This window comes from Prolixibacter bellariivorans ATCC BAA-1284 (genome assembly GCF_000621705.1).
Lineage (GTDB): Bacteria > Bacteroidota > Bacteroidia > Bacteroidales > Prolixibacteraceae > Prolixibacter > Prolixibacter bellariivorans.
This window is the reverse complement of sequence record NZ_JHXO01000001.1, coordinates 406,045-428,939: the sequence shown is the minus strand read 5'-3', so window position 1 is coordinate 428,939 and position 22,895 is coordinate 406,045. Positions and strand designations below refer to the sequence as shown.

The 22,895-nt window shown below is 47.5% G+C and carries 20 protein-coding genes and 1 tRNA gene; 7 read left to right on the top strand and 14 right to left on the bottom strand.

Annotated features, from left to right (window positions below; translation table 11 throughout):
* Positions 1 to 44 precede the first annotated feature (44 nt).
* Positions 45 to 1,469: a leucyl aminopeptidase family protein gene (locus T426_RS0101875; RefSeq protein ID WP_025862845.1), complete on the bottom strand. Its 1,425-nt coding sequence runs from the start codon at positions 1,467 to 1,469 to the stop codon at positions 45 to 47.
* A gap of 130 nt (positions 1,470 to 1,599) precedes the next feature.
* On the opposite strand from T426_RS0101875, the gene mqnC reads away from it, so the two are divergent.
* Positions 1,600 to 2,718 carry a cyclic dehypoxanthinyl futalosine synthase gene (gene mqnC, locus T426_RS0101870; RefSeq protein ID WP_025862844.1) on the top strand — a complete coding sequence of 373 codons (1,119 nt, stop codon included), beginning with the start codon at positions 1,600 to 1,602 and terminating at the stop codon, positions 2,716 to 2,718.
* Between the two features lie 88 nt (positions 2,719 to 2,806).
* On the opposite strand, the gene T426_RS0101865 is transcribed toward mqnC, so the two are convergent.
* From T426_RS0101865 to T426_RS0101845, 5 genes are all read right to left on the bottom strand, one after another.
* The gene (locus tag T426_RS0101865) at positions 2,807 to 3,889 is read right to left on the bottom strand and encodes a DUF4837 family protein (RefSeq protein WP_027585197.1); all 1,083 of its coding nucleotides are present in this window, start codon (positions 3,887 to 3,889) and stop codon (positions 2,807 to 2,809) included.
* A 271-nt stretch (positions 3,890 to 4,160) separates the two neighbouring features.
* Entirely contained in the window at positions 4,161 to 4,376 is a 216-nt protein-coding gene (tatA, locus tag T426_RS0101860) for a twin-arginine translocase TatA/TatE family subunit (RefSeq protein ID WP_174820388.1), read from the bottom strand.
* Positions 4,377 to 4,454: 78 nt separating this feature from the next.
* On the bottom strand, positions 4,455 to 5,786 hold the full coding sequence (gene rseP / locus T426_RS0101855) for an RIP metalloprotease RseP (protein ID WP_025862840.1): 1,332 nt from the start codon (positions 5,784 to 5,786) through the stop codon (positions 4,455 to 4,457).
* Positions 5,787 to 5,807: 21 nt separating this feature from the next.
* A complete protein-coding gene (locus tag T426_RS22430; protein ID WP_025862839.1) occupies positions 5,808 to 6,965 on the bottom strand; it encodes a 1-deoxy-D-xylulose-5-phosphate reductoisomerase in 1,158 nt (385 codons plus the stop codon).
* A gap of 10 nt (positions 6,966 to 6,975) precedes the next feature.
* Complete coding sequence (locus T426_RS0101845; protein ID WP_159103277.1) at positions 6,976 to 7,968, bottom strand: M23 family metallopeptidase; 993 nt, start codon at positions 7,966 to 7,968, stop codon at positions 6,976 to 6,978.
* A 74-nt stretch (positions 7,969 to 8,042) separates the two neighbouring features.
* Between T426_RS0101845 and T426_RS0101840 the strand changes: the two genes are divergently transcribed.
* The 3 genes from T426_RS0101840 to T426_RS0101830 all read left to right on the top strand — a co-directional run bounded on the left by T426_RS0101840 (position 8,043) and on the right by T426_RS0101830 (position 10,621).
* Positions 8,043 to 8,115: transfer RNA gene (locus tag T426_RS0101840), tRNA-Met, on the top strand.
* Positions 8,116 to 8,268: 153 nt separating this feature from the next.
* Positions 8,269 to 10,062, top strand: coding sequence for a bifunctional metallophosphatase/5'-nucleotidase (locus T426_RS0101835; protein ID WP_025862837.1), 1,794 nt, complete (start codon positions 8,269 to 8,271; stop codon positions 10,060 to 10,062).
* A 130-nt stretch (positions 10,063 to 10,192) separates the two neighbouring features.
* Positions 10,193 to 10,621 (top strand): hypothetical protein, encoded by a 429-nt coding sequence (locus tag T426_RS0101830; protein WP_025862836.1) that lies wholly within the window; start codon positions 10,193 to 10,195, stop codon positions 10,619 to 10,621.
* On the opposite strand, the gene T426_RS0101825 is transcribed toward T426_RS0101830, so the two are convergent.
* From T426_RS0101825 to dcd, 5 genes are all read right to left on the bottom strand, one after another.
* Positions 10,607 to 11,452, bottom strand: a complete 846-nt coding sequence (locus T426_RS0101825) for a metal ABC transporter permease (RefSeq protein WP_211253548.1) — start codon at positions 11,450 to 11,452, stop codon at positions 10,607 to 10,609. The genes T426_RS0101830 and T426_RS0101825 overlap by 15 nt on opposite strands.
* Positions 11,452 to 12,207 (bottom strand): metal ABC transporter ATP-binding protein, encoded by a 756-nt coding sequence (locus tag T426_RS0101820; protein ID WP_025862834.1) that lies wholly within the window; start codon positions 12,205 to 12,207, stop codon positions 11,452 to 11,454. The genes T426_RS0101825 and T426_RS0101820 overlap by 1 nt, the downstream gene beginning before the upstream one ends.
* 110 nt (positions 12,208 to 12,317) lie before the next feature.
* On the bottom strand, positions 12,318 to 13,208 hold the full coding sequence (locus tag T426_RS0101815) for a metal ABC transporter solute-binding protein, Zn/Mn family (RefSeq protein WP_025862833.1): 891 nt from the start codon (positions 13,206 to 13,208) through the stop codon (positions 12,318 to 12,320).
* Positions 13,209 to 13,217: 9 nt separating this feature from the next.
* A complete protein-coding gene (gene yidD / locus T426_RS22425) occupies positions 13,218 to 13,487 on the bottom strand; it encodes a membrane protein insertion efficiency factor YidD (RefSeq protein WP_025862832.1) in 270 nt (89 codons plus the stop codon).
* Positions 13,487 to 14,005: a dCTP deaminase gene (dcd, locus tag T426_RS0101805; RefSeq protein ID WP_027585193.1), complete on the bottom strand. Its 519-nt coding sequence runs from the start codon at positions 14,003 to 14,005 to the stop codon at positions 13,487 to 13,489. The genes yidD and dcd overlap by 1 nt, the downstream gene beginning before the upstream one ends.
* Positions 14,006 to 14,203: 198 nt before the next feature.
* Here dcd and T426_RS0101800 point away from each other — a divergent pair, with 198 nt between their 5' ends.
* From T426_RS0101800 to T426_RS0101785, 3 genes are all read left to right on the top strand, one after another.
* The gene (locus T426_RS0101800) at positions 14,204 to 14,884 is read left to right on the top strand and encodes a ferredoxin--NADP reductase (protein WP_051538430.1); all 681 of its coding nucleotides are present in this window, start codon (positions 14,204 to 14,206) and stop codon (positions 14,882 to 14,884) included.
* A gap of 99 nt (positions 14,885 to 14,983) precedes the next feature.
* Complete coding sequence (rlmN, locus tag T426_RS0101790; RefSeq protein ID WP_027585191.1) at positions 14,984 to 16,027, top strand: dual-specificity RNA methyltransferase RlmN; 1,044 nt, start codon at positions 14,984 to 14,986, stop codon at positions 16,025 to 16,027.
* Between the two features lie 84 nt (positions 16,028 to 16,111).
* A complete protein-coding gene (locus T426_RS0101785; protein ID WP_025862829.1) occupies positions 16,112 to 16,306 on the top strand; it encodes a DUF4177 domain-containing protein in 195 nt (64 codons plus the stop codon).
* A 7-nt stretch (positions 16,307 to 16,313) separates the two neighbouring features.
* Here T426_RS0101785 and porX read toward each other — a convergent pair whose 3' ends face one another.
* The 3 genes from porX to T426_RS0101770 form a co-directional block, all read right to left on the bottom strand.
* Positions 16,314 to 17,867: a T9SS response regulator signal transducer PorX gene (gene porX / locus T426_RS0101780; RefSeq protein ID WP_025862827.1), complete on the bottom strand. Its 1,554-nt coding sequence runs from the start codon at positions 17,865 to 17,867 to the stop codon at positions 16,314 to 16,316.
* 56 nt (positions 17,868 to 17,923) lie between these two features.
* Positions 17,924 to 21,607, bottom strand: coding sequence for a type IX secretion system periplasmic lipoprotein PorW/SprE (gene porW / locus T426_RS0101775; protein ID WP_027585190.1), 3,684 nt, complete (start codon positions 21,605 to 21,607; stop codon positions 17,924 to 17,926).
* A gap of 173 nt (positions 21,608 to 21,780) precedes the next feature.
* A complete protein-coding gene (locus T426_RS0101770) occupies positions 21,781 to 22,872 on the bottom strand; it encodes an Mrp/NBP35 family ATP-binding protein (protein WP_025862824.1) in 1,092 nt (363 codons plus the stop codon).
* Positions 22,873 to 22,895: the final 23 nt, after the last annotated feature.

The window sequence follows — 22,895 nt, the reverse complement described above, 5'->3', positions numbered from 1 at the left end:
ATATCCCTGAATAGCCCGCGATTTTATAGAGGTTTCAGAGCATATCAATCAACCATATTTTTCAGGAAACGGTAAAGCAGGCGCACCCCGGTACCAGTAGCTCCTTTTCCACGATAACTGTCTGGCTGCATCAGGAATGCGGCTCCGGCAATATCGAGGTGAATCCACGGATAGTCGACAAAGTTTTCGAGAAATTTCCCGGCGGTAATCATTCCGGCCTCACGCGGTCCCAGGTTTTTCAAGTCAGCGATATCCGATTTCAGCAGTTCGCCGTACTCGTCCCAGAAAGGAAACTCAACCACCCTTTCATAAACCTCATGCCCAGCCTTTTGAAGTTCTTGGAATACTTCCGCTTTAGCCGTTCCCATGCCCGCAACTCCGTACTGACCCAGCGCAACGGCCGCTGAGCCGGTCAATGTAGCTGCATCAATCACCAGTTCCGGCTCAAACTTCTTTGCATAGCTCAACGCATCGGCCAACAGCAAACGACCTTCGGCATCGGTGTTGAGTACTTCTACGGTTTTGCCGCTGTACATGGTAATCACATCTCCGGGAACGTAGGCATTTCCATCCGGGCGATTATCGGTTGCCGGCACCAGGGCGATAATGTGCAGCGGCAAACGATTCAGCGCGGCCGCATAAATGGCACCTCCAACAGCTGCACCTCCGGCCATATCCGATTTCATATAGTCCATCGAATTAGGCGTCGGTTTAAGGCTCATACCTCCCGTATCGTAAACCACGCCTTTCCCAACCAAAACAATGGGCTTCTCATTCACCAGATTTTCCGGTTTCCATTCCATGATGGTAAGGGTGGGAGGATCGACACTTCCTTTGTTGACCGCCAACAAACCGCCCATTTTCAGCGACTCGATTTTCTGCTTATGCAGAATGTCCACCGTTATTCCTGCTTCATTTCCCATTTCCTGAAAAGATGCCGCCAGCCGTTCGGCATTCATATGCGAAAGCGGCTCGTTCACCAGGTCGCGCGTTTTATAAACACTTTTCACCAGGTTAGCCAGTTCCGTCACATCTGCATCATTCAGATTTTCGGCAATCAACGACAAACTTTGCAAGGAAGTTTCTTTCCCTTTTTTATCGGTAAAATGATTCAGGAACCGGTAGGCGCTTAATGCCACTCCTTCGGCGACAGCCAGAACAGCCTGCGTTTCGGTACCCGATATGCCAAGTTCTTCCAGCTTTTCTCCCGAAGCCAGTATCGCTAGCTCGCTTCCTTTTTTCCGGCATTGTTCGAAAAAAACCTCTTCACCCTTATCCCGTTTAGGCGCTACCAGAAAAATCCAGCCGTCCATTCGGTTAATGGAAATCAATTCCGATTTGTCTTCCAGCCTTTTTTGGGCATATTTTTTTTCTTTTTCGCTAAGCGGAAGCAAGGCCAGCTCCGACACCTCTTTTAATATGTATACCAGATTATTACTGTCGTATTCGTTTTGTCTTTTCAGTTCCATTTCGAAGATTTTAATTTACTGATGCAACATTATTGCCCGAAAAAGGTTGAATCCTTTTGAAAAGGATAGCCGTAAACATCAGCGATTATCGTATTTGAAAATTAGTACCTTTACGCCAAATTATTACTACATGAATTTCGAATCAATATACCAAAAAGCCTTAAACTTTGAGGCGTTGACCGTTGATGAAGGATTGCTGCTGTATGAGCATGCTCCCACACCGGAGTTGATGCATGTAGCAAATGAATTGCGGAAGAAGAAGGTGCCCGGCAACGTGGTAACCTGGATTATCGACCGGAATGTAAATACCACCAACGTGTGTGTGGCCCACTGTAATTTCTGTAATTTCCGTCGCGATATTGGCGATAAGGATACGTATACTACCACCATTGAAGAGTATTCCGAAAAGATTGAGGAAATGCTCAAACAAGGTGGTAATCAGTTGTTGCTTCAGGGCGGAATGCACCCGCGGTATGGTATCAAGTTTTATACCGACCTGTTTAGTGAGTTGAAACGCCGTTATCCGGAAGTGAAACTGCACTCGCTGGGACCACCCGAAGTGGCACACATCGCCAAACGCTCACGTTTGAGTTTCCGCGATACACTCATTCAATTGCGGGATTCAGGACTGGATAGTTTGCCCGGAGCGGGTGCCGAAATTCTTTCGGACCGTGTTCGCCGTATCTTATCACCCGGAAAGTGCAATACCCAGGAGTGGCTCGATGTGATGCGTGAAGCCCACAAACTGAAGATGGTCACTTCGGCCACCATGATGTTCGGAACCATCGAAACCAACAGGGAACGAATTGAACACCTGACCCAGCTTCGCGACGTTCAGGAAGAAAGGCCGGAAGGAAGCGACGGATTCACGGCTTTCATCCCGTGGCCTGTTATGCTCGAAGACACCGAACTTTACCAAAATATTGAAGTCACTCCGATTGAGCCAATGGAATATGTCCGGATGATTGCCGTTGCACGCATCATGTTGCACAATGTGACCAACATCCAGGCTTCGTGGCTGACCGTTGGAAGAGATACGGCACAGCTTTGTCTGCAAGCCGGAGCCAACGACATGGGTTCTATCATGATTGAGGAAAATGTGGTTTCTGCAGCAGGAGCATCGTACCAGATGAATGCCAAAGGTATTCAGCAGTCGATTATCGATGCGGGCTTCCGTCCTCAGCTGCGTAATCAAGCTTACGAACATGTTCAGTTACCGGAAATGGTTCCCGAACTGCAGCCGGCATAACAATGAAACTTTAATACAGTTACCATAAAAACAAAGAGGCGGAAATTCAGTATTTCCGCCTCTTCTTGTATTATATCTCCTTTTGGAATTATTTCGTCGAAGCTGAATCTGCCGGCGTTGCCTCAGTGTCATTGCCCATCTCAGCCATCCGGTTAATCCTGTCATTCTTCGCTTGATCGGGGAAACGTACCGAATAGATCATCGCCTCCATCTGTCTCATCAATTCCCGTTTATCCATCTTGGGCGCATAAACAAAACCTTCCAGAGTAAGTACACGACCACGGACCGGATCAAGTGTTGAAATGCTAACAAAAGGCCCTCCCATAAAGCCACCATGAACCTTCCATAAACCTCTCATCATGGCGGTGTAATTACCATTGAGTTTGAAGGCACGGAAAAGTACCGGTATCAGCCGCTCGGTAGTCATATAAGTACCCGGATCAGGGCCGGGAACATTCTTCTTCACCACTGAATCCCGCTTATCCAGTAAATATTTTTTGGTAAACGTACTATCGGATGTATACGGATACCAGTATGCAATTACGTCCTGACTAATATTCGGGGTTTCATAACGGATCCAAACAAAATTGGTGGTATCAACCGAAACCGCAAATCCTTTTGGCACATTAATGGTGAAATGATGTTCTTTCTCCATCCGGCTGGCAACCGCTTCGTTTTTAAACTTCCGGTCAGCATACATTTTCATCAACCGATCCCGCTCGCCTTTCACAAAGATGCTTACAACATCATTCCCTCTTTTGGCAAAGAAGTCAACAAAACTCTTTTCATCAGGCGCCTGTACGGTAACAATCAGCTGTGGTTTCGACCAAACATTTCGCTGTATCTTGATAGAAGGCTCCTTTACCGATGGACTAATCTTCGTCAGCAGAATATTCCGACCGGTTTTGAAAATCTCACTAAAAGCTTCCGGCGGAATATGCACCACATTCAACATTGGCTCATCCTTAGGCAAATCAGCTACAGGCTGTGCCAGGAAGTGAAAGATGGTGTCTCCCACAGCGCCTTTCCAGTAGTTCTTGGGAATTACTACAATGGTTTCACCTGGTTTTCCGGTAGCATTTTTCATTACTGGATTACTGTCTCCCGAGCAGGAGGAAAGTATTGCTCCCAAAGCAAAGATGACAGTCAGTTGAAATAGTATCTTCTTCATGATACGCTATATTTTAGATTTATTGTCGTTTCGTATAAAAACTAACAAAACAACCTTTCGACGAAACCTCCATTCAACCCCCGTTTCCGGGGAAAAAATTAGTGAGGTCGAGGCTGAATTGGTTACCAAACATTGTCTTACTACATGATACAATGGTTAATTCGAAATTAACAAAATCATTCTAGTAAAAAAAGTTAAAGAATATCAACGAACAAACCCCGGCTCATTTGAACCAGGGTTCTGTATTGTATTGGTCTGAATATTCTCCAGACTACTCTTTGAGTGTCTCTTTTGATTTGTCTTCCTTCTTCGACTTTTCTTCTGTCTCGCCCTCATCACTGGTGGCGTTTTTAAACTCTTTCATGCCCTTCCCAAGGCCGCGCATCAATTCCGGTATCTTCTTACCTCCGAACAGAAGCAGAACAATGACCAGTATGATTATGATTTCCTGCGGGCCAATGAACCCTGCTATCACGAATAAGTTCATAATGTCATGTTTTAAAGGTTTGGTTACAAATTTAGAATTTTTTTCATACGATGTTCTTCACACATAGGAAATGACACGCTACCCTCTAAATAATTTGATAATGTCGTTTCCATTGGCGAAAATCAGCAGCGCGAACAGAATCACCATGCCGGCAATCTGAGCGTACTCCAGAAATTTATCGCTGGGTTTACGGCCCGACACGATTTCGTATAACAGGAACAATACGTGCCCCCCGTCGAGTGCCGGAATGGGCAAAATATTCATTACCGCCAGAATGATGGACAAGAAAGCCGTCAGATTCCAGAAGGACTGCCAGTCCCAAATGCTGGGGAAGATATTGCCAATAGCGATAAATCCGCCCAACGATTCGTACGCTTTCGTTTCGGGCTGAAACAACAGCTTGAATTGTTTAAGATAATTATCAATGGTGTTAAAACCTTTGGTTACACCGGCCGGGATGGATTGCCAGAATCCATAGGTAAGCGTCTTGAACTTGAACTCTTTCCGAAGGTCGCCCATATTGTACTGCACCCCCATCATTCCGTTGTCGCCAATCGCAACCGGCAATGTTTTGGTTTCGCCATTTCGCTCGATGGTCACATCCACCGTTCTATCCTTTGCCCCTTTAAGTGCCTTAACGAACTGGTCATTAAAAGCGAAGTGCTGACCATTGATAGCCACCACCTTGTCACCTATATCCATGCCGGCATCGCGAGCCGGTGAGTTTTTCTGAAAGCCGGTCACATTCAGAGAGAAAGGAATCCGAAATCCCAGTACGCTTTTCGTTTTCAGCAATCGGGCGATATCTTCCTGGGTAATCGGAATTTTCACATCTTTCCCGTCGCGCTCCACTTCCACGTAACTGGCCTTTTCCAGTACGATGGTTGGAACGATTTTCGAGAAATCGGCTACTTCTTTGCCATCTACGTTCAGAATTTTATCGCCGTTTTGAAAGCCAATATCACGACCCGCTTGGTTGGTCACAATTCCATACTTCACATTGGCAGTAGGCAGATATTGGTCACCCCAGGTATACAGCACCATCGCATACAGGAAAAGTGCAAAAATGAGGTTGAACAGCACACCACCAATCATGACGAAGAGACGCTGCCAGGCCGGTTTCGAACGGAATTCCCATGGCTGCGGAGGTTGTTTCATCTGCTCTTTGTCCATCGACTCGTCGATCATACCCGAGATTTTCACGTAACCACCCAGCGGCAGCCAACCGACGCCGTACTCGGTTTCGCCCTTTTTGAATTTGAAGAGCGAAAACCACGGATCGAAGAAAAGGTAGAATTTTTCAACCCGGCACTTGAAGAGCTTGGCGAAAATAAAGTGTCCAAACTCGTGAAGGACAACCAGAATCGAAAGGCTCAGGATAAGCTGAGCCGCCTTAACCAAAACAACCATAATATCTTTATCGAATCGTTTTTAACTATTTTCGTTTACCAGAAAGGCTGCCCTTGCGCGAGCTTCCCGATCGGTTTCAACATAATCTTCGTACGAAGGTTCATTAACCAACGAAGTTTTCATCATAACTGCCTCATTGATACAAGCCATCTCAGTAAAAGCAATTTTTCTTTCCAGAAAGGCTTTTACGGCTATTTCGTTGGATGCATTCAGTGAACAGGCGATATTTCCGCCCTGATGCAAAGCCTCATACGAAAGTGCAAGATTACGAAAATTTTCGGTATCGGGTGTATCGAATGTTAGCGTGGGGTAATCGGAGAACCGGAAGCGCGGGAAATCACTGGCTAACCTTTCAGGATAAGCCAAAGCATACTGAATGGGAACCCGCATATCGGGCATGCCCAGCTGCGCTTTCAATGCGCCGTCCTGAAACTGGACCAGCGAGTGAATAATACTCTGCGGATGCACCACCACGTCGATTTGCTCCGGCTTTAAGCCAAACAGCCACTTCGCCTCAATCACCTCGAAGCCTTTGTTCATTAACGAGGCGGAATCGATGGTAATTTTTGCGCCCATGTCCCAACTCGGATGCTTCAACGCGTCTTCCGGGGTGACTGCCCTCAATTCTTTCGCCGTTCTTCCGTGGAACGGACCGCCCGAACAGGTGAGAATAACTTTCTCGATGGGGTTCATGAACTCACCGGCCAGACACTGAAAAATGGCCGAGTGTTCCGAATCCACCGGAAGGATATCCACCTTCTTTTCGTTGGCCAGCCGAACAATTAACTCACCGGCAACCACCATCGTTTCCTTGTTCGCCAACGCAATGGTTTTTCCGGCATTAATCGCGTTGATGGTCGGTAGCAAGCCTGAATATCCCACCATCGCCGTCAGCACCACATCGACGGAGCCCATCGACACGACCTGCGCTACAGCACTGGCACCGGCATATACTTTAATCGGTTCCGAAGCCAGCGCATCGCGGACCTCGTCGTATTTATCTTCGTTGGCAATAACCACAACATTGGGTCTGAACTGACGCGCCTGCGCAATCAACAACTTCGTGTTGTTGTTGGCTGTCAGTACCTCCACAGTAAACCGGTCGGGATTTTTCTCAATCACTTCCAGCGCCTGTGTTCCAATGGAACCCGTTGAACCCAGTATGGCAATGTTTTTCATGATGTTCCGCCTAAAAATTGATGTAATCTTCGGGATTCAAAGGTACACCAGATTGCCACATTTCAAAATGAAGATGCGGTCCCGTTGTTTCCATTCCGGTATTTCCCATAATGGCAATGGCTTCGCCGGCTTTCACCTTGTCTCCGGCCTTTTTCAGCAGCTCCGAATTGTGCTTGTAGAATGTCACCAGATTATGCTCGTGCTGAATCTCAATCACATATCCGGTTTGCATGGTCCACCCGGTAAATACTACCGCCCCGTCGAGCACCGACGAAATGCGGGTATTTTTCTTCGCCACCACATCGACACCAAAATGGCCGCTGGCCGCATCAAAATGATTGGTTATAACTCCGTTATTGACGGGTGGAAAGAACAGCAGCTCCGAAATGCCACGCGTATGGGCGGGAGCGTTATTATTCAGAGAGAGATTAAATTGTTCGCGCGACAGTTGTTCCTGGAAAAGGCTGTCGTGATTATATTTTTTGAAATGAATCTGGTCGAGCCGGACAATGGTATCGGGCGAAGTGGTTTCATCCGGAGGTGTTTGTCCGTCGAGCAACATGCGGATATCGCGGAAATAGCGATCGCGCACAGCCAGCTCACTTTCCAGCGAATCGACCATCAGGGCGTTTTCCACAATGGTTTGACGCATTTCACCGGTAGGATAACCGGGAATATATTCCCGCAACGGCGTAAAAGCAATGAGTAAAATAACACCGACAATCAGCACAATCACCGCCGAGGCAACTAACATAAATAACGATTGAGGCGTAAACCGAAACTGCCCAAGTGTATGCAGGTTCTGGTCGTTAAAAATCACCATCCGCAAGGGATTCTTCATCTTATAGCGAAGGCGCTTCTTCTGGTTTTCCGTAATCATTCCGTCCTGTTTTCTCTGGTTGCCAAAGTTAATAAGAAAAAGGAGAAATTTTTTATTTGCGGTTACCGCTTCATCGTCAATATACAACACCGGGAAGTGCGGCCAGCGGGAATGTTTTTTCACCAAATTATTTGGAAGGAGACAAAAACTCATCTATATTTGCAACCGCGTTTGAGAAACATACTCAACGCCTACATTGCGGGATAGAGCAGTTGGTAGCTCGTCGGGCTCATAACCCGGAGGTCACTGGTTCGAGTCCAGTTCCCGCTACAAAAGAGAAACCCGAAGTCATTGACTTCGGGTTTTTTGTTTTATACGACTAATTACAAGTTTTGCCGCCAATTTATTGTATACCCTCCCTAAACATTTCCCCTTTCCAACCCTTTACTATATTTACATTTCAAATTCATCGAAAATTCAATTATGAACTGGAAACATCTTGCGCGCGGAAGGTACCTGCTGCTGATTCTTTCGCTCACGCTTCTCCTTTCTTCCTGCCAGAAGAAAACCGTCAACCTCGAATTCATCGAAACCAGTGATGTACACGGTTCCCTATTCCCGTGGAATTTTATGACCGATACGACCGCCAATCATTCGCTGGCATCCGTCTATTCCTACGTGAAAGCCGAGCGGGCCAAACCCGACCAGGATGTAATATTGCTCGATAACGGCGACATTCTGCAAGGAGAACCCGACGTATATTTCTCAAATTTCCTGCAGCCCGATAGCACTAACATCGTGGCACGGGTGTACAATTTCATGAAGTACGACGCCGCCACCGTGGGCAACCATGACATCGAAGCGGGACATCACGTGTACGACAAGGTGCGCAGCGAAATGCACATGCCGTGGCTGGCCGCTAACGCCGTCCGTACCGACGACGGGAAACCGTATTTTAAGCCCTACACCATCATCGAGAAAGAGGGCGTGAAGATTGCCGTCCTGGGCATGATTACCCCGCACATTCCGTACTGGCTTCCGGAGAAAATCTGGAAAGGGATGGAGTTTGAAGACATGATTGAAACCGCCCGCAAGTGGGTGAAGATTATACAGGAAAAAGAGCATCCCGATGTGCTGATTGGCCTGTTCCACTCGGGCGTCGATTACACGTACGGCGGAACGTCTGCCAAGACGTACAAAAACGAAAATGCATCAGCGCTGGTAGCCGAACAGGTACCCGGCTTCGACATTGTTTTTGCCGGTCACGATCACCGCGAATGGAACAAGTGGGTAACCAACACAGCCGGCAAGAAGGTGCTCGTCATGGGACCCCAAGCCCACGCACGCGAATTTCCGGTCGCCAAAATGAAGCTGACTTACGACAGCTCCGACAAAACCTGGAAGAAGGAAATCACTTCGGAAGTGAAGCATTCCAAAAACTACCAGCCCGATCCGGAATACATGGCGCACTTTAAGCCGTTTGTGAACGAAGTGAAAAAATGGGTGAACCAGCCGGTGGCTAAACTCACAGCCGAAATCGACACCCGCGATGCTTTCTTTGGTAGCTCGAGCTTTATGGGACTCATCCACAAAGTACAGCTGGCGCAGAGCGGCGCGGACATCTCCCTTTCGGCTCCCACCATTTTCGACACGCAACTGAAAAAAGGCGAGCTGTACGTCCGCGACATGTTCCGCCTGTACAAATACGAGAACCTGCTGTACACGATGAAGCTTTCCGGGAAGGAAATCAAAGGATACCTGGAATATTCGTATGCCGGTTGGTTCAACACCATGAAAAGCCCCGATGACCACCTCATCAATTTCCGCAAGGACAAAGAGGGTCACCTGATGGAGAACAAAGGTCGCGGCACCTACTCACTGGCCAAGCCGTATTTCAATTTCGATTCGGCGGGCGGCATCAAGTACACCGTTGATGTGCGCAAACCGGCCGGTCACCGCGTACACATCATCTCCATGTCGGACGGAACGCCCTTCCGGGAAAACCACATCTACAAAGTGGCGATTAATTCCTACCGGGGAAATGGCGGCGGCGGTCACCTCGAAGAGGGAGCCGGTATCCCGCATGACGAGTTGAATGCGCGGCGCATCAGCACTACCGAAAAGGATTTGCGCTTTTACATGATGAAGTGGCTGGAGAAACAGGGAACCTACACACCGGTTAACCCGGAAAACTGGAAAGTAATTCCTCAAGCCTGGGAGAAAAAAGCCCGTGCCACCGACGAGCCCATGATGTTCGGCAAGGGTAATGGTGAGTAATCGTTATCCTAACACTAAAATATAAGGAAGAGGCTGTCTTTGGTAGGCAGCCTTTTTCATTTATTCAACCCACTTCGGGGTTCTGGTTCGACTTAAGCATGCCAACCCCCAAATTAATTGGGGGAGAAGAATGGTTTATCCGGCTTTCGCCGGAAAGGTTATCACGGAGTTGAATTGGAAAAGAGAAATCTTTGAAAACCTGCCTCTCACAATGTTACGGCGCGAAAAAAAGCAGACGGTTTTTGCTCCCCTGACATCCGGCCATGAGAAAACGCGGACGCTTTTTGTTCCCCTGACATCAGGGCATGAGAAAACGCGGACGGTTTTTGTCCCCCCGGCGTCAAGGCATGAGAAAACGCAGACGGTTTTTGTTCCCCTGGCATCAGGGCATGAAAAAACGCAGACGGATTTTGTTCCCCTGGCATCAGGGCACGAAAAAACGCAGACAGATTTTGTTCCCCCAGAGTCAGGGCATGAAAAAACGCAGGCGGTTTTTGTTCCCCTACCATCAGGGCGCGAAAAAACGCAGAAAGTTTCGGTCTCTTCAGACCCGGGGTAAAGCGAATTTTTTTCCGACTCGTTTCAGTCCTACCGAAATCAGTTTCAGAATTCCGAAGAGGATGACCAGCGCAAAAATGATGGCAGCACCGGAAGGAATATTGAAGGAATAGGAAAAGAGTAGTCCGGCCATGGAACCAATAAAGGCAAAAATCACCGACAGAATCATCATGCTACCGAAGTTACGGGTAAAGATATTCGCGATAGCCTGTGGAATGGTCAGTAGCGACATCACCAGGATGATGCCGACCACACGGATATTCATCACGATAGTTAGCGCCACCAAACTAATCAGCACCAGGTTGAACAACCGCACCGGCGCATTATTGGTCAGGGCAAACTCTTCGTCGAACGATACAAACAAAATCATCCGGAAGAAGGCGATGAAAAAACCAATTACGACCAGCGCAATCAGTCCCATAAAAAGAAGGTTGGCGTGCGAAACCGTCAGGATATTCCCGAAAAGGTAACTCATCAGGTTGGGCGCATAACCCGGCGTCAGGTAGACGAAAATAATACCGATCGCCATGCCGAACGCCCACAACATCGCGATAGCCGAATCTTCGCGCACATCCGCCTTGCGGGTAAAAAACTCGATGCCCAGAGCCGACAACACGCCAAATATCAGTGCTCCCAGAATCGGGTTGATGCCCAGAAAATATCCCAGGCCAATGCCGCCAAACGAAGCGTGCGTAATACCGCCACTGATAAAAACAATGCGTCGCGAAACAATATAAGTTCCCACCAGCCCGCAGGTAATGCTTGCCATGAGTGCCGCCCAGAAGGCATTCTGGAAAAATCCGAAGTGAAAAATTGAAATCAGGCTATCCATTAGTGATCATGTTGCATGAGAACGGTGTGCGGTATTTGTCCGTGCGAGATAATCTGAATCGGACATTCGTATGCCGCCAGTTGTTCGGTTGATATTTTATTCGATGGGTGATAATGCAGTGTGCGGTTCACACAGGCAATGGTTTTTACGTACGTAGTAATCGTACCCACATCGTGCGAGACCAGCAAAATGGCCATATCCTTATTCAGGATACGCAAACGTTCGTACAATTCGCGCTCAAACTGATTATCCACGTACGTGTTGGGTTCGTCGAGAATGAGCAACCGGGGCCGGTTCACCAGCGCACGACACAACAACACCCTCTGCAATTGTCCGCCCGACAATTCGCCAACGGCCTTTTTTCGCAAAGCGGAAATCCCCATCTCTTCCAGCAAGTATGACGCCCGTTCGTTCTCCTCACGGGAATAACGCCCTGTTAATCGCTTACGCGACATCAGTCCGCTCCGCACCACATCAAATACCGTAATGGGAAATTTCTTGTCGATCCGGTTCACTTGCGGCAGGTAACCAATGTGATGATGGTCGCCCTCCCGCATCGATTCGTTGAAAACGATTTCCCCTTTAATAGGCGGCAACAAGCCCAGCAATGTTTTCAGCAAGGTGGTTTTTCCGCCGCCATTGGGGCCAATCACCCCGATAAAATCTTCGGGATTGACCGTCAGGTTTACATCGCTAAGCACGACTTTCTTGTCGTAACCTGCCGACATATTGCGTATTTCGAGGAGACTTTCCATGTATATTCGTTTCCGTTTCAACCGCCGGATCATTCTCTGATGGAATGTCCGTCAGTAAGAAATGAAATTAGCAATTAAACAGTGAAGTAACAACCCTGTACGGGAGAGGTTCACCAAAGACTGTCGAACAGCTTGGCCGCAATGGAGAGTGTTTCTTTCGGCCAATCCTCATCCAGCGGGTCGATTTGCACCACATCGGCGTGAATTTCTTTCGCAATGGTTTCGGCGTCCGCCTTGTCAAACTGCTTTTGAATTAGAATCAACTTGATGTGCTGCTTTCGGGCCTGCTCCACAATTTCCTGCATGTGCTTCGGCGATGGCGACTTCCCTTCAAATTCGATGGATTCCTGAATCAGTCCGTAGTCGCGCGCCAAATAGCCCAGCGACGGGTGAAAAATCAGGAACCGCTTCCCTTTGATGAGATCCAGTTTCATACTTACCTCGTGATCAACACGGGCAATCTCATCAAACAGTTTCTGCAAATTCTGGTAGTAATATTCCCGGTTTCCCGGATCGATAGCCACCATTCCTTCGAAAATATTGATAGCAATTTGTTTCGCCTGTTTTGGCGAAGTCCAGATATGCGGATCGACTCCTTCGTGGTGTGCGTGATCTCCATGCTGCAGTGTATCGCCTTTAATCAGGTCAATACCGGTATCGGTGAAAAACACTTCCATGTTGGGATTCGATTTGCGGATACGCTTTAACCACGCGTTTTCGAAGCCCAGATGACCAACGGCAAAGTAAGCCGCGGCATTGGATAATTTCTGCATTTGCCGGGGAGTAGGTGCATAGGTAGCCGGACTGGCACCCGGCGGTACCATTACCTCGACGGGAAACCGGTCGCCGATAATTTTTTGGGCAAAATATTTTAGGGGCAGGATGCTCACAAATACAGCGGCAGAATCTGACTGAGCACCCGCAGATGATTTGTGTGAACGGTTGGAACAGGAACCGAATAAGAACGACACAACGGTCAGTAAAATCAAAATTTTTTTCATGCAGAAATGCTACTTCAGTTTAAGAGGTTTTACTTTTATTTTTCTTGGCGGAACCGGGTCAAGACCATGTGTTCCCCAGGGATGGCAATGCAAAATGCGGCGGGTTCCCAAATATAAACCTTTAATAGGCCCGTGAATTTCCAACGCCTTTATCGCATACTCCGAACACGTTGGAATATGACGGCACGAAGCCGGCGTCATTGGCGAAATGAAATACCGGTAGAAATGCACCGGAATCTTCAAAATCCAGATGAAAATTTTACGAAGCCACTTTCCCATCACTCAAAATCCCTGTACAGTAAACTTGGTTGTATCCCCTGATTCAATTGATATTTCCCACTTTGGTACCGTTCGTATTCCCCATCGATGGTGTGGTAATAAATCTGGCAGATTTCCACTCCCGCATAAATACGAACCGGCTGGACACAAAATATTTCCAATGTCCAGTAACCACTGAACCCCACATCGCCGAATCCTGCCGTTACATGAATAAACAATCCCAGTCGTCCGACAGATGAACGTCCTTCGAGCATCGGAACGTAATCCTCGGTACGGGTATATTCCAGGGTACGCCCCAGATAAAGTTTATTCGGTTCCAGCGTCAGGCCTTCCGGTGGAATTTCCATCTCACTCACCTTGTTCGGGCGCTTCATGTCAAGCACATCCTCATCGTACACCAATAATTGGTTATGCAAACGAAGATTGTAACTATTCGGATTTAACTGCCCGGGCCGAAAAGGATCGATAAAGATCTTCCGGTTCAGCTGTTTTTCAATTTCCTTTCCCGACAGGATCATCGTGCGATGGTTATTTCCATGAGATTCAAGTTGTAAAATTACCTTTTTTAGTACGACTGCCGAAATTTTTAACGGGAAATTCGGAGAAGGCTATCCAAAATAAAGTGCATCAGTCGGTTTTCGGGAAGTTGATGATTTTTTCCGTCGCTGAACCAACCGGATGAAAAGATGTTTATTCAACCAAACGCGATATACTTTATGAAAAAATCAACTGACTACATAAAATACGACGACGAGCTATTCCAGGTAGCCCTTTTGAAAAATGACGAGATAGCACCAGGCGTTTATGTCCTCTCACTGCCCCGACTGCATGATTTCAAAGCGGGACAAGTAGTGAAAATCGGTCTGCCGGAAGGCGAGCCGCCCCGCATGTACAGCATTTGCAGCGGCGAAAAAGAGGATGAGCTAAAGATCCTGTTCAATGTAAAAGGAGGAGGCTGGCTCACACCACGCCTGGCCAAACTGCAACCGGGCGCTCCCATTCTAATTTCGGAACCGATGGGCGATTTCACCGGAAACGACGAACCTGCCTGGTGGGTCGCATCCGGAACGGGAATCGCTCCATTTTACAGCATGTTCAAATCGGGATTAGGCAAGAATAAAACGGTAGTCCATGGCGGTCGTTACCTGCAGAACTTCTACTTCGAAGATGAATTCCTGCCCGAATTGAATGAACGGTACATTCGCTGCTGTTCGCAGGAAAAAGGTGGTGATGTGTACCACGGCCGACTGACCCATTTTTTGGATGACCAGGATAATTTACCGAAAGACGAGAAATTCTACCTCTGCGGAAGCCCGGAAATGGTGGTCGAAACCCGTGACTTACTCATCCGGAAAGGCATTCCTTACGGAAACATTATCGCCGAAATCTATTTTTAATGAACGATTTACATGCATCGTTCGGGAAGCGGTGTACAATGATTATCTTTGCAGCGGCCGATGCAGAATCAGAAACATTGGCATAAACAGAGGAGCAGCATGGAGAAGGAAAGATTATTCGGGAAAACCCTGGACGAACTGAAAGCAGTAGCAGCACAGGTTGGCTTACCCAAATTCGCGGCAAAGCAGATGGCTGACTGGCTGTACAAGAAAGATATTCGTTCCATCGACGAGATGACCAACCTGTCGGTGAAGGGAAGGGAAGCGCTGAAAGAATATTACGAATTTGGGCTGACCGAACCGACCAAAGTACAGGCCAGTATCGACGGAACCAAGAAATATCTGTTCCCCACCGACCATGCAAAATTCATCGAAACAGCTATGATTCCCGACGATGATCGCAAAACCGTTTGCGTATCGTCGCAGGTAGGTTGCAAGATGGGCTGTCTCTTCTGCATGACCGGAAAACAAGGCTTCCAGGGACATCTGACGGCTGGCGAAATTGTGAACCAGATCCGCAGCATCGAGGAAAACGGCGAGGTCAGCAACATTGTGTACATGGGCATGGGCGAGCCGTTCGATAACCTCGATAATGTACTGAAAAGTATCGAAATTCTTACGGACGACTGGGGCTATGCCATGAGTCCGAAGCGGATTACCGTTTCCACCATCGGCATCATTCCCGGGATGAAAAAATTCCTCGAAACCAGCAATGCTCACTTAGCGGTTAGCCTGCACTCTCCCTTCGATGAAGAACGCAAACAACTGATGCCGATTCAAACGGCTTACCCGGTTCAAAAAGTGCTGGATGAAATCAAAAGTTGGGAATTTGGACGGCAACGCCGCGTTTCGTTCGAGTACATCATGTTTGGCGGACTGAACGATACGCCGGCACATGCCAAAGAGCTGGCCCGCATCCTCAACGGTATCAAATGCCGCATCAACCTAATCCGGTTCCATCCAATTCCGGATACACCACTCAAAAGTAGTAACGAGGAGACCTTGCAATCGTTCAAGGATTTACTCAATAGCAAAGGCATTCTGACAACTATTCGCGCTTCGCGAGGACAGGATATTTATGCTGCCTGTGGATTGTTATCGACTAAAGCGTTGGTAAAAAAAGAAGAAGAGCCGGATTATTAAACTCATCGCGAAAGCGGAAAAATTTCGAGTGGAATTTCAGGAAATTCGTTTTACCTTGGACCGAAACAACTAATCTTTCGGCTCATGGAACGCTATGAATACAAATTTTACCGCATCAAACTGACCGCTTTTCAGCGGAAACCCAAAGAAGATTACCAAGAAGTGATTGCCCGCATGGCCAAAGACAGCTGGCGCCTGGTTCAGATTTTTGCGCCACCAACGTCGGGGTACGGAGCAGCCAGCTATTTCGAGCTTGTCTTCGAACGTAAGCGAATGTAATTTTCGCTTAGCGCGGAGAAAGCGTAACGAAAGGTACGAGCATTTCCTCAAGCGAAATTCCGCCGTGCTGGAATGTGTCACGGTAATAACTCACGTAATAGTTGTAGTTGTTCGGATAGGCGAAGAAATCCGTTCCGCTTGCGAAAATGAATGTAGAGCTCACATTGGAGGCCGGCAAAAATCCCGCTGCCGGATTCGTCATTTCAAACACCTCTTTTCGGTTGTATTTCAGGTTCCGGCCCTGTTTGTAGCGAAGGTTTGTGTTGGTAGAACGCTCACCTATCACCTTCAATGCATTGTGTACCCGAATGGTACCATGGTCAGTTGTGATGACCAGTTTAATATCCTTCGAAGCCAATTCCTTCAGCAGCTCAAGCAACGGAGAATGACGGAACCACGATTCTGTCAGTGATCGGTAGGCCGCCTCATCGTTGGCCAGTTCGCGAATCATATCCATTTCAGTCCGCGCATGCGACATGATATCCACAAAGTTGATGACCATCACCGAAAGGGGATTTTCGATGATGTTGCTAAGATTATCGAGGACACGCCGGCCGGACTTCAGGTTGGTCATTTTCTCGAAACTGAATTTCTCCTTTCGTCCGAAACGGGCCATCTGACGTGTGAAAAGTTCCTCTTCGTGTTGATTTTTGATGCCTTCCTCTTCCTCATTCAACCACAATTCCGGATACGTCTTAGCAATTTCCGACGGCATTAATCCTGAAAAGATCGCATTCCGCGCATACATCGTCGCGGTAGGCAAAATACTGAAGTACAACTCCTCTTCATCAGTGGTATAATACTCGCGGACAATCTGCTGCAGAACACGCCATTGGTCGTATCGGAGGTTATCAATCAGCAACACAAAAACTTTCTCACCCTGATCGAGTAACGGGAAAACGCGGTGACGGAACAAATCGGGTGATATTAACGGACGCTCGCCGGCTGGCTGTGTGAGCCAGTCCATGTAGTTCTTTTTCACAAAACGGGAAAAAGCGTTATTGGCTTCACTCTTCTGCATCAACAATACTTCGTCCAGGGTATGGTCGTCTGACTGTTCAAGTTCCAGCTCCCAAAAAACCAGCTTCCGGTACACCTCCACCCAGTCTTCGTGTGTCAGCGAATCATTAATCTGCATACCGAGTCTGGCAAACTCGCTTTGGTAAGCCGAGGTTGTCTTTCGGGTCACCAGTTCGGTTTTCTCGATATTCTTCTTAATGGAAAGTAAAATCTGATTGGGATTAACGGGTTTGATGAGGTAATCGGAAATCTTGGCACCGATGGCCTCCTCCATGATATCCTCTTCCTCGCTCTTTGTAATCATCACCACAGGAACTCCCGGGACAATATTTTTTATAGAAGCCAGCGTTTCCAAACCACTGAGGCCAGGCATATTCTCATCAAGGAAAATGATGTCAAAGTTCTTTCGGTTGACCTGTTCGATGGCATCGTCGCCGTTGGTAACAGCCGTTACATTGTAACCTTTGCCTTCCAAAAACAACAAGTGAGGCTTAAGCAAATCAATTTCATCGTCGGCCCAGAGAATTCGGATCGTCTTCATATTTACATTCAGGATTAAGTCTTTGTCTTACCGCAGTCCCAATTTAAAAAAACTATCTAGTTTTTCAGGTAGAACTGACCAAAGAACTCAAGATAGGGGGTCAGATTTTTCTTTTCCTTAAGAATTCTCTCATTGGCAGCACTGATCACAAAGTTCCGGTACTCCCTATTATCCAACGGAGTGAACAATGGACGACTGGCAATTACCTTCCGGAAATAAATCATGGCACTTTCCTTTCCTCCCAGACCACTCACAACAAGCATCGTACGATTACCATCAAGTGATTCAGTCTGAACTTTGATTTTATCCGAGCCAAAATTATCCTGATTGAATTTCTCAAATCCGGACTGTAGTGCGGCCACATCGACGCCTTCGGCCTGGAAAACCAGGATAAACCGGTTGTCATCTCCCAGGTTGGTATCGTAAGGTCCATTGTACGAAGGTACCTGTTTGGCTTCCGGTGCCACTGTTTCGGTTGCCTTCTGCTCTTGCTTCGGCTTCGGCTTCGTTTCCGTTTTCCTCGGTTGCGGAATCCTTCCCAGATATGCCCTTGAAAAGAAATCCATATATCCATCGATGTCTCTCTTCTTCTCAAGCAATTTTAAATTCGTATCCGAGATGTAGAAATTCCGGTAGTTTCCACCGGTTAACGGAGCAAACAATTCACGGGTTTTTACCACCTTGCCGAAATAATCCCGCGCCGCTGTTTCACCGGTTAACCCGGTCACTATCAATGCCGGTTTCCCGGAAACGGTTCCTTTTACGACTTTCAGATTCAAACCGGCATAGTTGGTCGAATCGAATGCTGCAAACAATTCCTGCAACGGCTGCAAATTCTGCTGTGTATTTTCAGGAATCAATACAAACTGGTGCGCTTCATCAGCCGTCCGGTGATAACGATTCGGATCGACTGTTGGTTTCACCATCACAAACTGGCCTTTTTCTTCCGGCTCTTCCTGTTTACGGGCTTTTGCCAGCAACTCCTCCGGGTTAGCCAACTCATCCTGTGGAAAATCGGAACTGATATAGCGGCTATAATTCTTCATGAAGAACTTCAGGTATTCATGGTAATCGTGATCGGCCAGCAACGTGCGGTAGTTAGGCGACGAAGCAATAAAGTTGACATACTCAACTCCCTTGAGCGTCTCGAAAACTTTCCGTTTCCGGATGATGGAACGGAAATAAATAAGCCCTTCTTCCTTATCCGGAAGACTGCGCACCACCACCATCTCCGAACGCGCATTCAGGTTCACCTTCTCAATATCGAAATCCTGCTGTGTATAATAGTCAATATCGTAATTGGCAATATCGAAAATCAAACGGTTCACATCCACTTTCGCCTGCCGCGGGAAAACGATGACGAAATAATGGAAGACATCTTCCTTGTACGAGAATTTACCGCCGAACTCATCGTTCTTTTGATTCTCCTCGTCCACTACTTCGGGATTCTGAATGTTCTGATGAATGTACCCTTCCGCAAGCATTTTCTGATAATCAGCCAGCGTGCTGTCTTGCAGCAGTCCATAAATCTTATTGGCAAGTGGCAAAGTTTCCGCATGTGGATAGGCAGCAATATAAGCCTTCAGGCTATCGGCAAACAATTTGCGTGCCTGCTGCGTTCCTTCCGAAACAATTTCCAGGAAGCGGGTTTTTGCCACCAAATTCGTATCGGGATGCATGGCCAGCAACTGCCGCGCCTTTTCAGTTGCTCCTTTGAAGTCCCGATCCTGATACAAACTGAATGCCTTGCTGTACATCCGGTTCATGCTGTCGCGTTGCGCTTCCAGCGTGACAAAATAGTTCGGGTCCTTCAGGAATCTCGCATATTTCGAGTTCGGATATTTTGCTACAATCAATTGCTCGTATTTGGCGGCATCTGCCGTTTGCTCCTGCGTTTTATAGATCTGGTATAAATCAAACCACGACATAAGTTCCAGACTTCCTCCCGGAAATTTTTGGTCCAATTGTTCCAGTAGCTCAACCGAACGCTGATAGTCGTTGAACTCCGAACGATAAATGCGCGCTGCATTGTAGTATGCCAGCATCAAGCGGTCATTGGAAGCCGCCATCAGCGAGTCGGTCAACGGAACATCCTGCAGGTAATAATCCCGCTGCCGCGGATCGGATATCCGCTGTACAGTAACCTGTGTCGAATCGCTTTGCGTTTCTTCGGCTATTTGATCGGTTTCACTTACCGAAAGTTGGGTTTTGTTCAGTCTCCGCCAGTTATCTTCCAGTTTCCGTTTTCCCCAAATTCGCCGGAATTCTTCTTTCCCAATTCCTACTGTGGTTGGATTGTAAAAATACCACGAGCCATCGTTGCTTCCCTGAATGGTATTCCGTCGTTGATTATACCGGTAATAATTTTGTGTCAGCTGCTGGTTCCTGGCTTCCTCCCGTTTACGAGCTTCCTCTTCGTTAATTTTTGAAATCCAGCTATCAATCAATGCATTTCGGTCGGCAGTCGTCATTTGAGCCAACCGCTGCAAACTATCTTCGCGGGTAATGGTATTCAGGTTCGTTACCAACCGGCCCAAACTGGCTGCCCGCGATGAAATCTCGTCGTATCCGGGATAATTATTGTCAATCACGACCAACGCACTATCGTAATAGCTTTGTGACGACACATAGTTTTCATCTTCGAAATAAATGCGTGCCAGGGTCAGGCATGTTTCGGCCCGCTGGTCATTATTCTCTTTGCTGTAAACTGCCGATTTCCGGTAATCATCAATCGCTTCGGCCTTCATGCCCTCCTTCATCGCCACTTTTCCCATGGCATAATAAATACGGTCGCGGAACTCTTCGTTTTTTTCGTCACGAAGCATCCGACGCAATTGCTTCTTCAAATCGGCGGCACTTCCGGCACCGGTATATTCTTCAGCCCGGTTAATGCGCGCATTGAACGCCATCTCGTATGGTGGATGCATTTTAATGACTTTCCGGTAGTACGCCACCGCACTGGCCTGCTGATCGGTTTCGGCATACAGCTGAGCAAGAATATAATTATAGCGTAATTTCTTTTCCCGGGGAAACCGGTTGTTCAATGCCGATTTCAGATGCGGAATAGCCTGTTTGTATTCGGCCTGCTTCATGAAATAATCGGTCTGCACCAGCTCGAAATCCTTCAGCAGCTTTTTGGGAAAGTTGGGATCGCCTTGCAACAAATCGAAAATATTGCGGGCATTGCTAAACTGTCCGTCTTCGTTATAAGCCCGGGCTAACCAAAGGTAAGCTTCGTACCGAATAGGTTCTTTGCTGAAATTACGGATGACATAAGAGAAATTCTCGATGGCACGATAGTAGTCGTGTTTATAAAAATAAGCCCGCCCCATCAAGAGGTAGGTATCATCGACCCATTTATTAAATTCCGTCTTTGAAGCAAATTCCTTGTACCGTTCCGAACGGTTACTTCTTCGGCGTGGTTTCTTTGTGATGGAGTGCTGCGTAATGAGTTTTGAGCATTTCATAATGGCCACATCCATGGTCGAACGGGCAGCACCGGCTGCATCCTTCTCGCTGGTTTTATACAACGGAAGGATGTGTGTATATTCATTCTTTACTGTCTGGTCGACCTGATCCAATCCCGATTTCACGCTCTCTTTCGCGTTGAAATAGATATTGTAGTGCGAGGTTAGGTTATTGTATGCTCTCGACACAACCGTATTCTTACTGGTCGAACATCCCAGCATGAATCCACTAACAGCAAACAGAATAAAGATATATCGGATATTCAGCTTCAATAATTTTTCCTTTAGCAATGGAAAACCAACGTTTGAAACAAGTGATAAAGTAACAAAAAGACGTCACCCTGCCACAAAGATATAAAGATAATTAAGCCAGCCATCTGGCCGAAGTACGAACAAAAAAAGAGGGCAACGAATTTTCGTGCCCTCCTGATTGACTGCTGGTGCAGTTATTTTCTTTCGGTTTTCACTTTCCGTGAAGGTTTGAAGAACTTGTTTCGAAGATCCAACCGGTGAATCACCTGATTCGCCACATCGAGGAAAGCCTGACCGGTTACCGAATCTTCCTTCGAAGCAGCCGGTACGCCATTGTCACCACCTTCGCGAATACTCATTACCAGCGGAATTTGTCCCAGCAACGGAAGCTCCAACTGCTCGGCCAACTCTTTACCGCCATCTTTTCCGAAGATGTAATATTTATTATCGGGAAGTTCAGCCGGTGTAAACCACGACATGTTTTCGACAATTCCCAAAACCGGTACATCTACCGATTTGCTCTTGAACATCGCCACACCTTTCACCACGTCAGCCAAAGCCACTTCCTGCGGAGTAGTGACAATTACCGATGCCGTTACCGGAATCGTTTGTACCAACGTCAGGTGAATATCGCTCGTGCCCGGAGGCAAGTCGATGAGCAGATAATCCAGCTCACCCCAATCGGCTTCAATCAACAGTTGCTTCAACGCATTCGAAGCCATCGGTCCGCGCCATACCAGTGCGTCTTCCATCTTCACGAAGAATCCGATGGAAAGTATTTTCACACCATATTTCTCTACCGGAACAATCAGATCACGACCGTCCACTTTTGTCATCGTCGGCCGGGCATTTTCCTCATCGAACATTTTGGGAATTGACGGGCCAAAAATATCGGCGTCAATCAATCCTACTTTCGCTCCGGTTTTCGCCAGCGCCACCGCAAGGTTAACTGCCACGGTTGATTTTCCGACACCTCCTTTACCAGAAGCAATGGCAATGGTATTCTTTACTCCCGGAAGAACCGGCGCCTGCATCCGGTGGATTGCCTTGGGCGTAATGCTGATTTCTACTTCCGTGCCCAACTCATCTTCAATTGCTTCGGCACAAGCCTGTGCCACGGTTTGAATATTGGGATCGTTGTCGCGTTGAAAAACCAGGGTAAAACTAATTCGGGTACCGGCAATCCGGATCTCCTGAACCATATCCAGCTCCACCACATTCTCTTCCGAACCCGGGAACTTTACCGACCGGAGAATATCGGTAATCTGCTTGGGAACAATAGCCATATCGTAAGTATTTTCTTGAAATT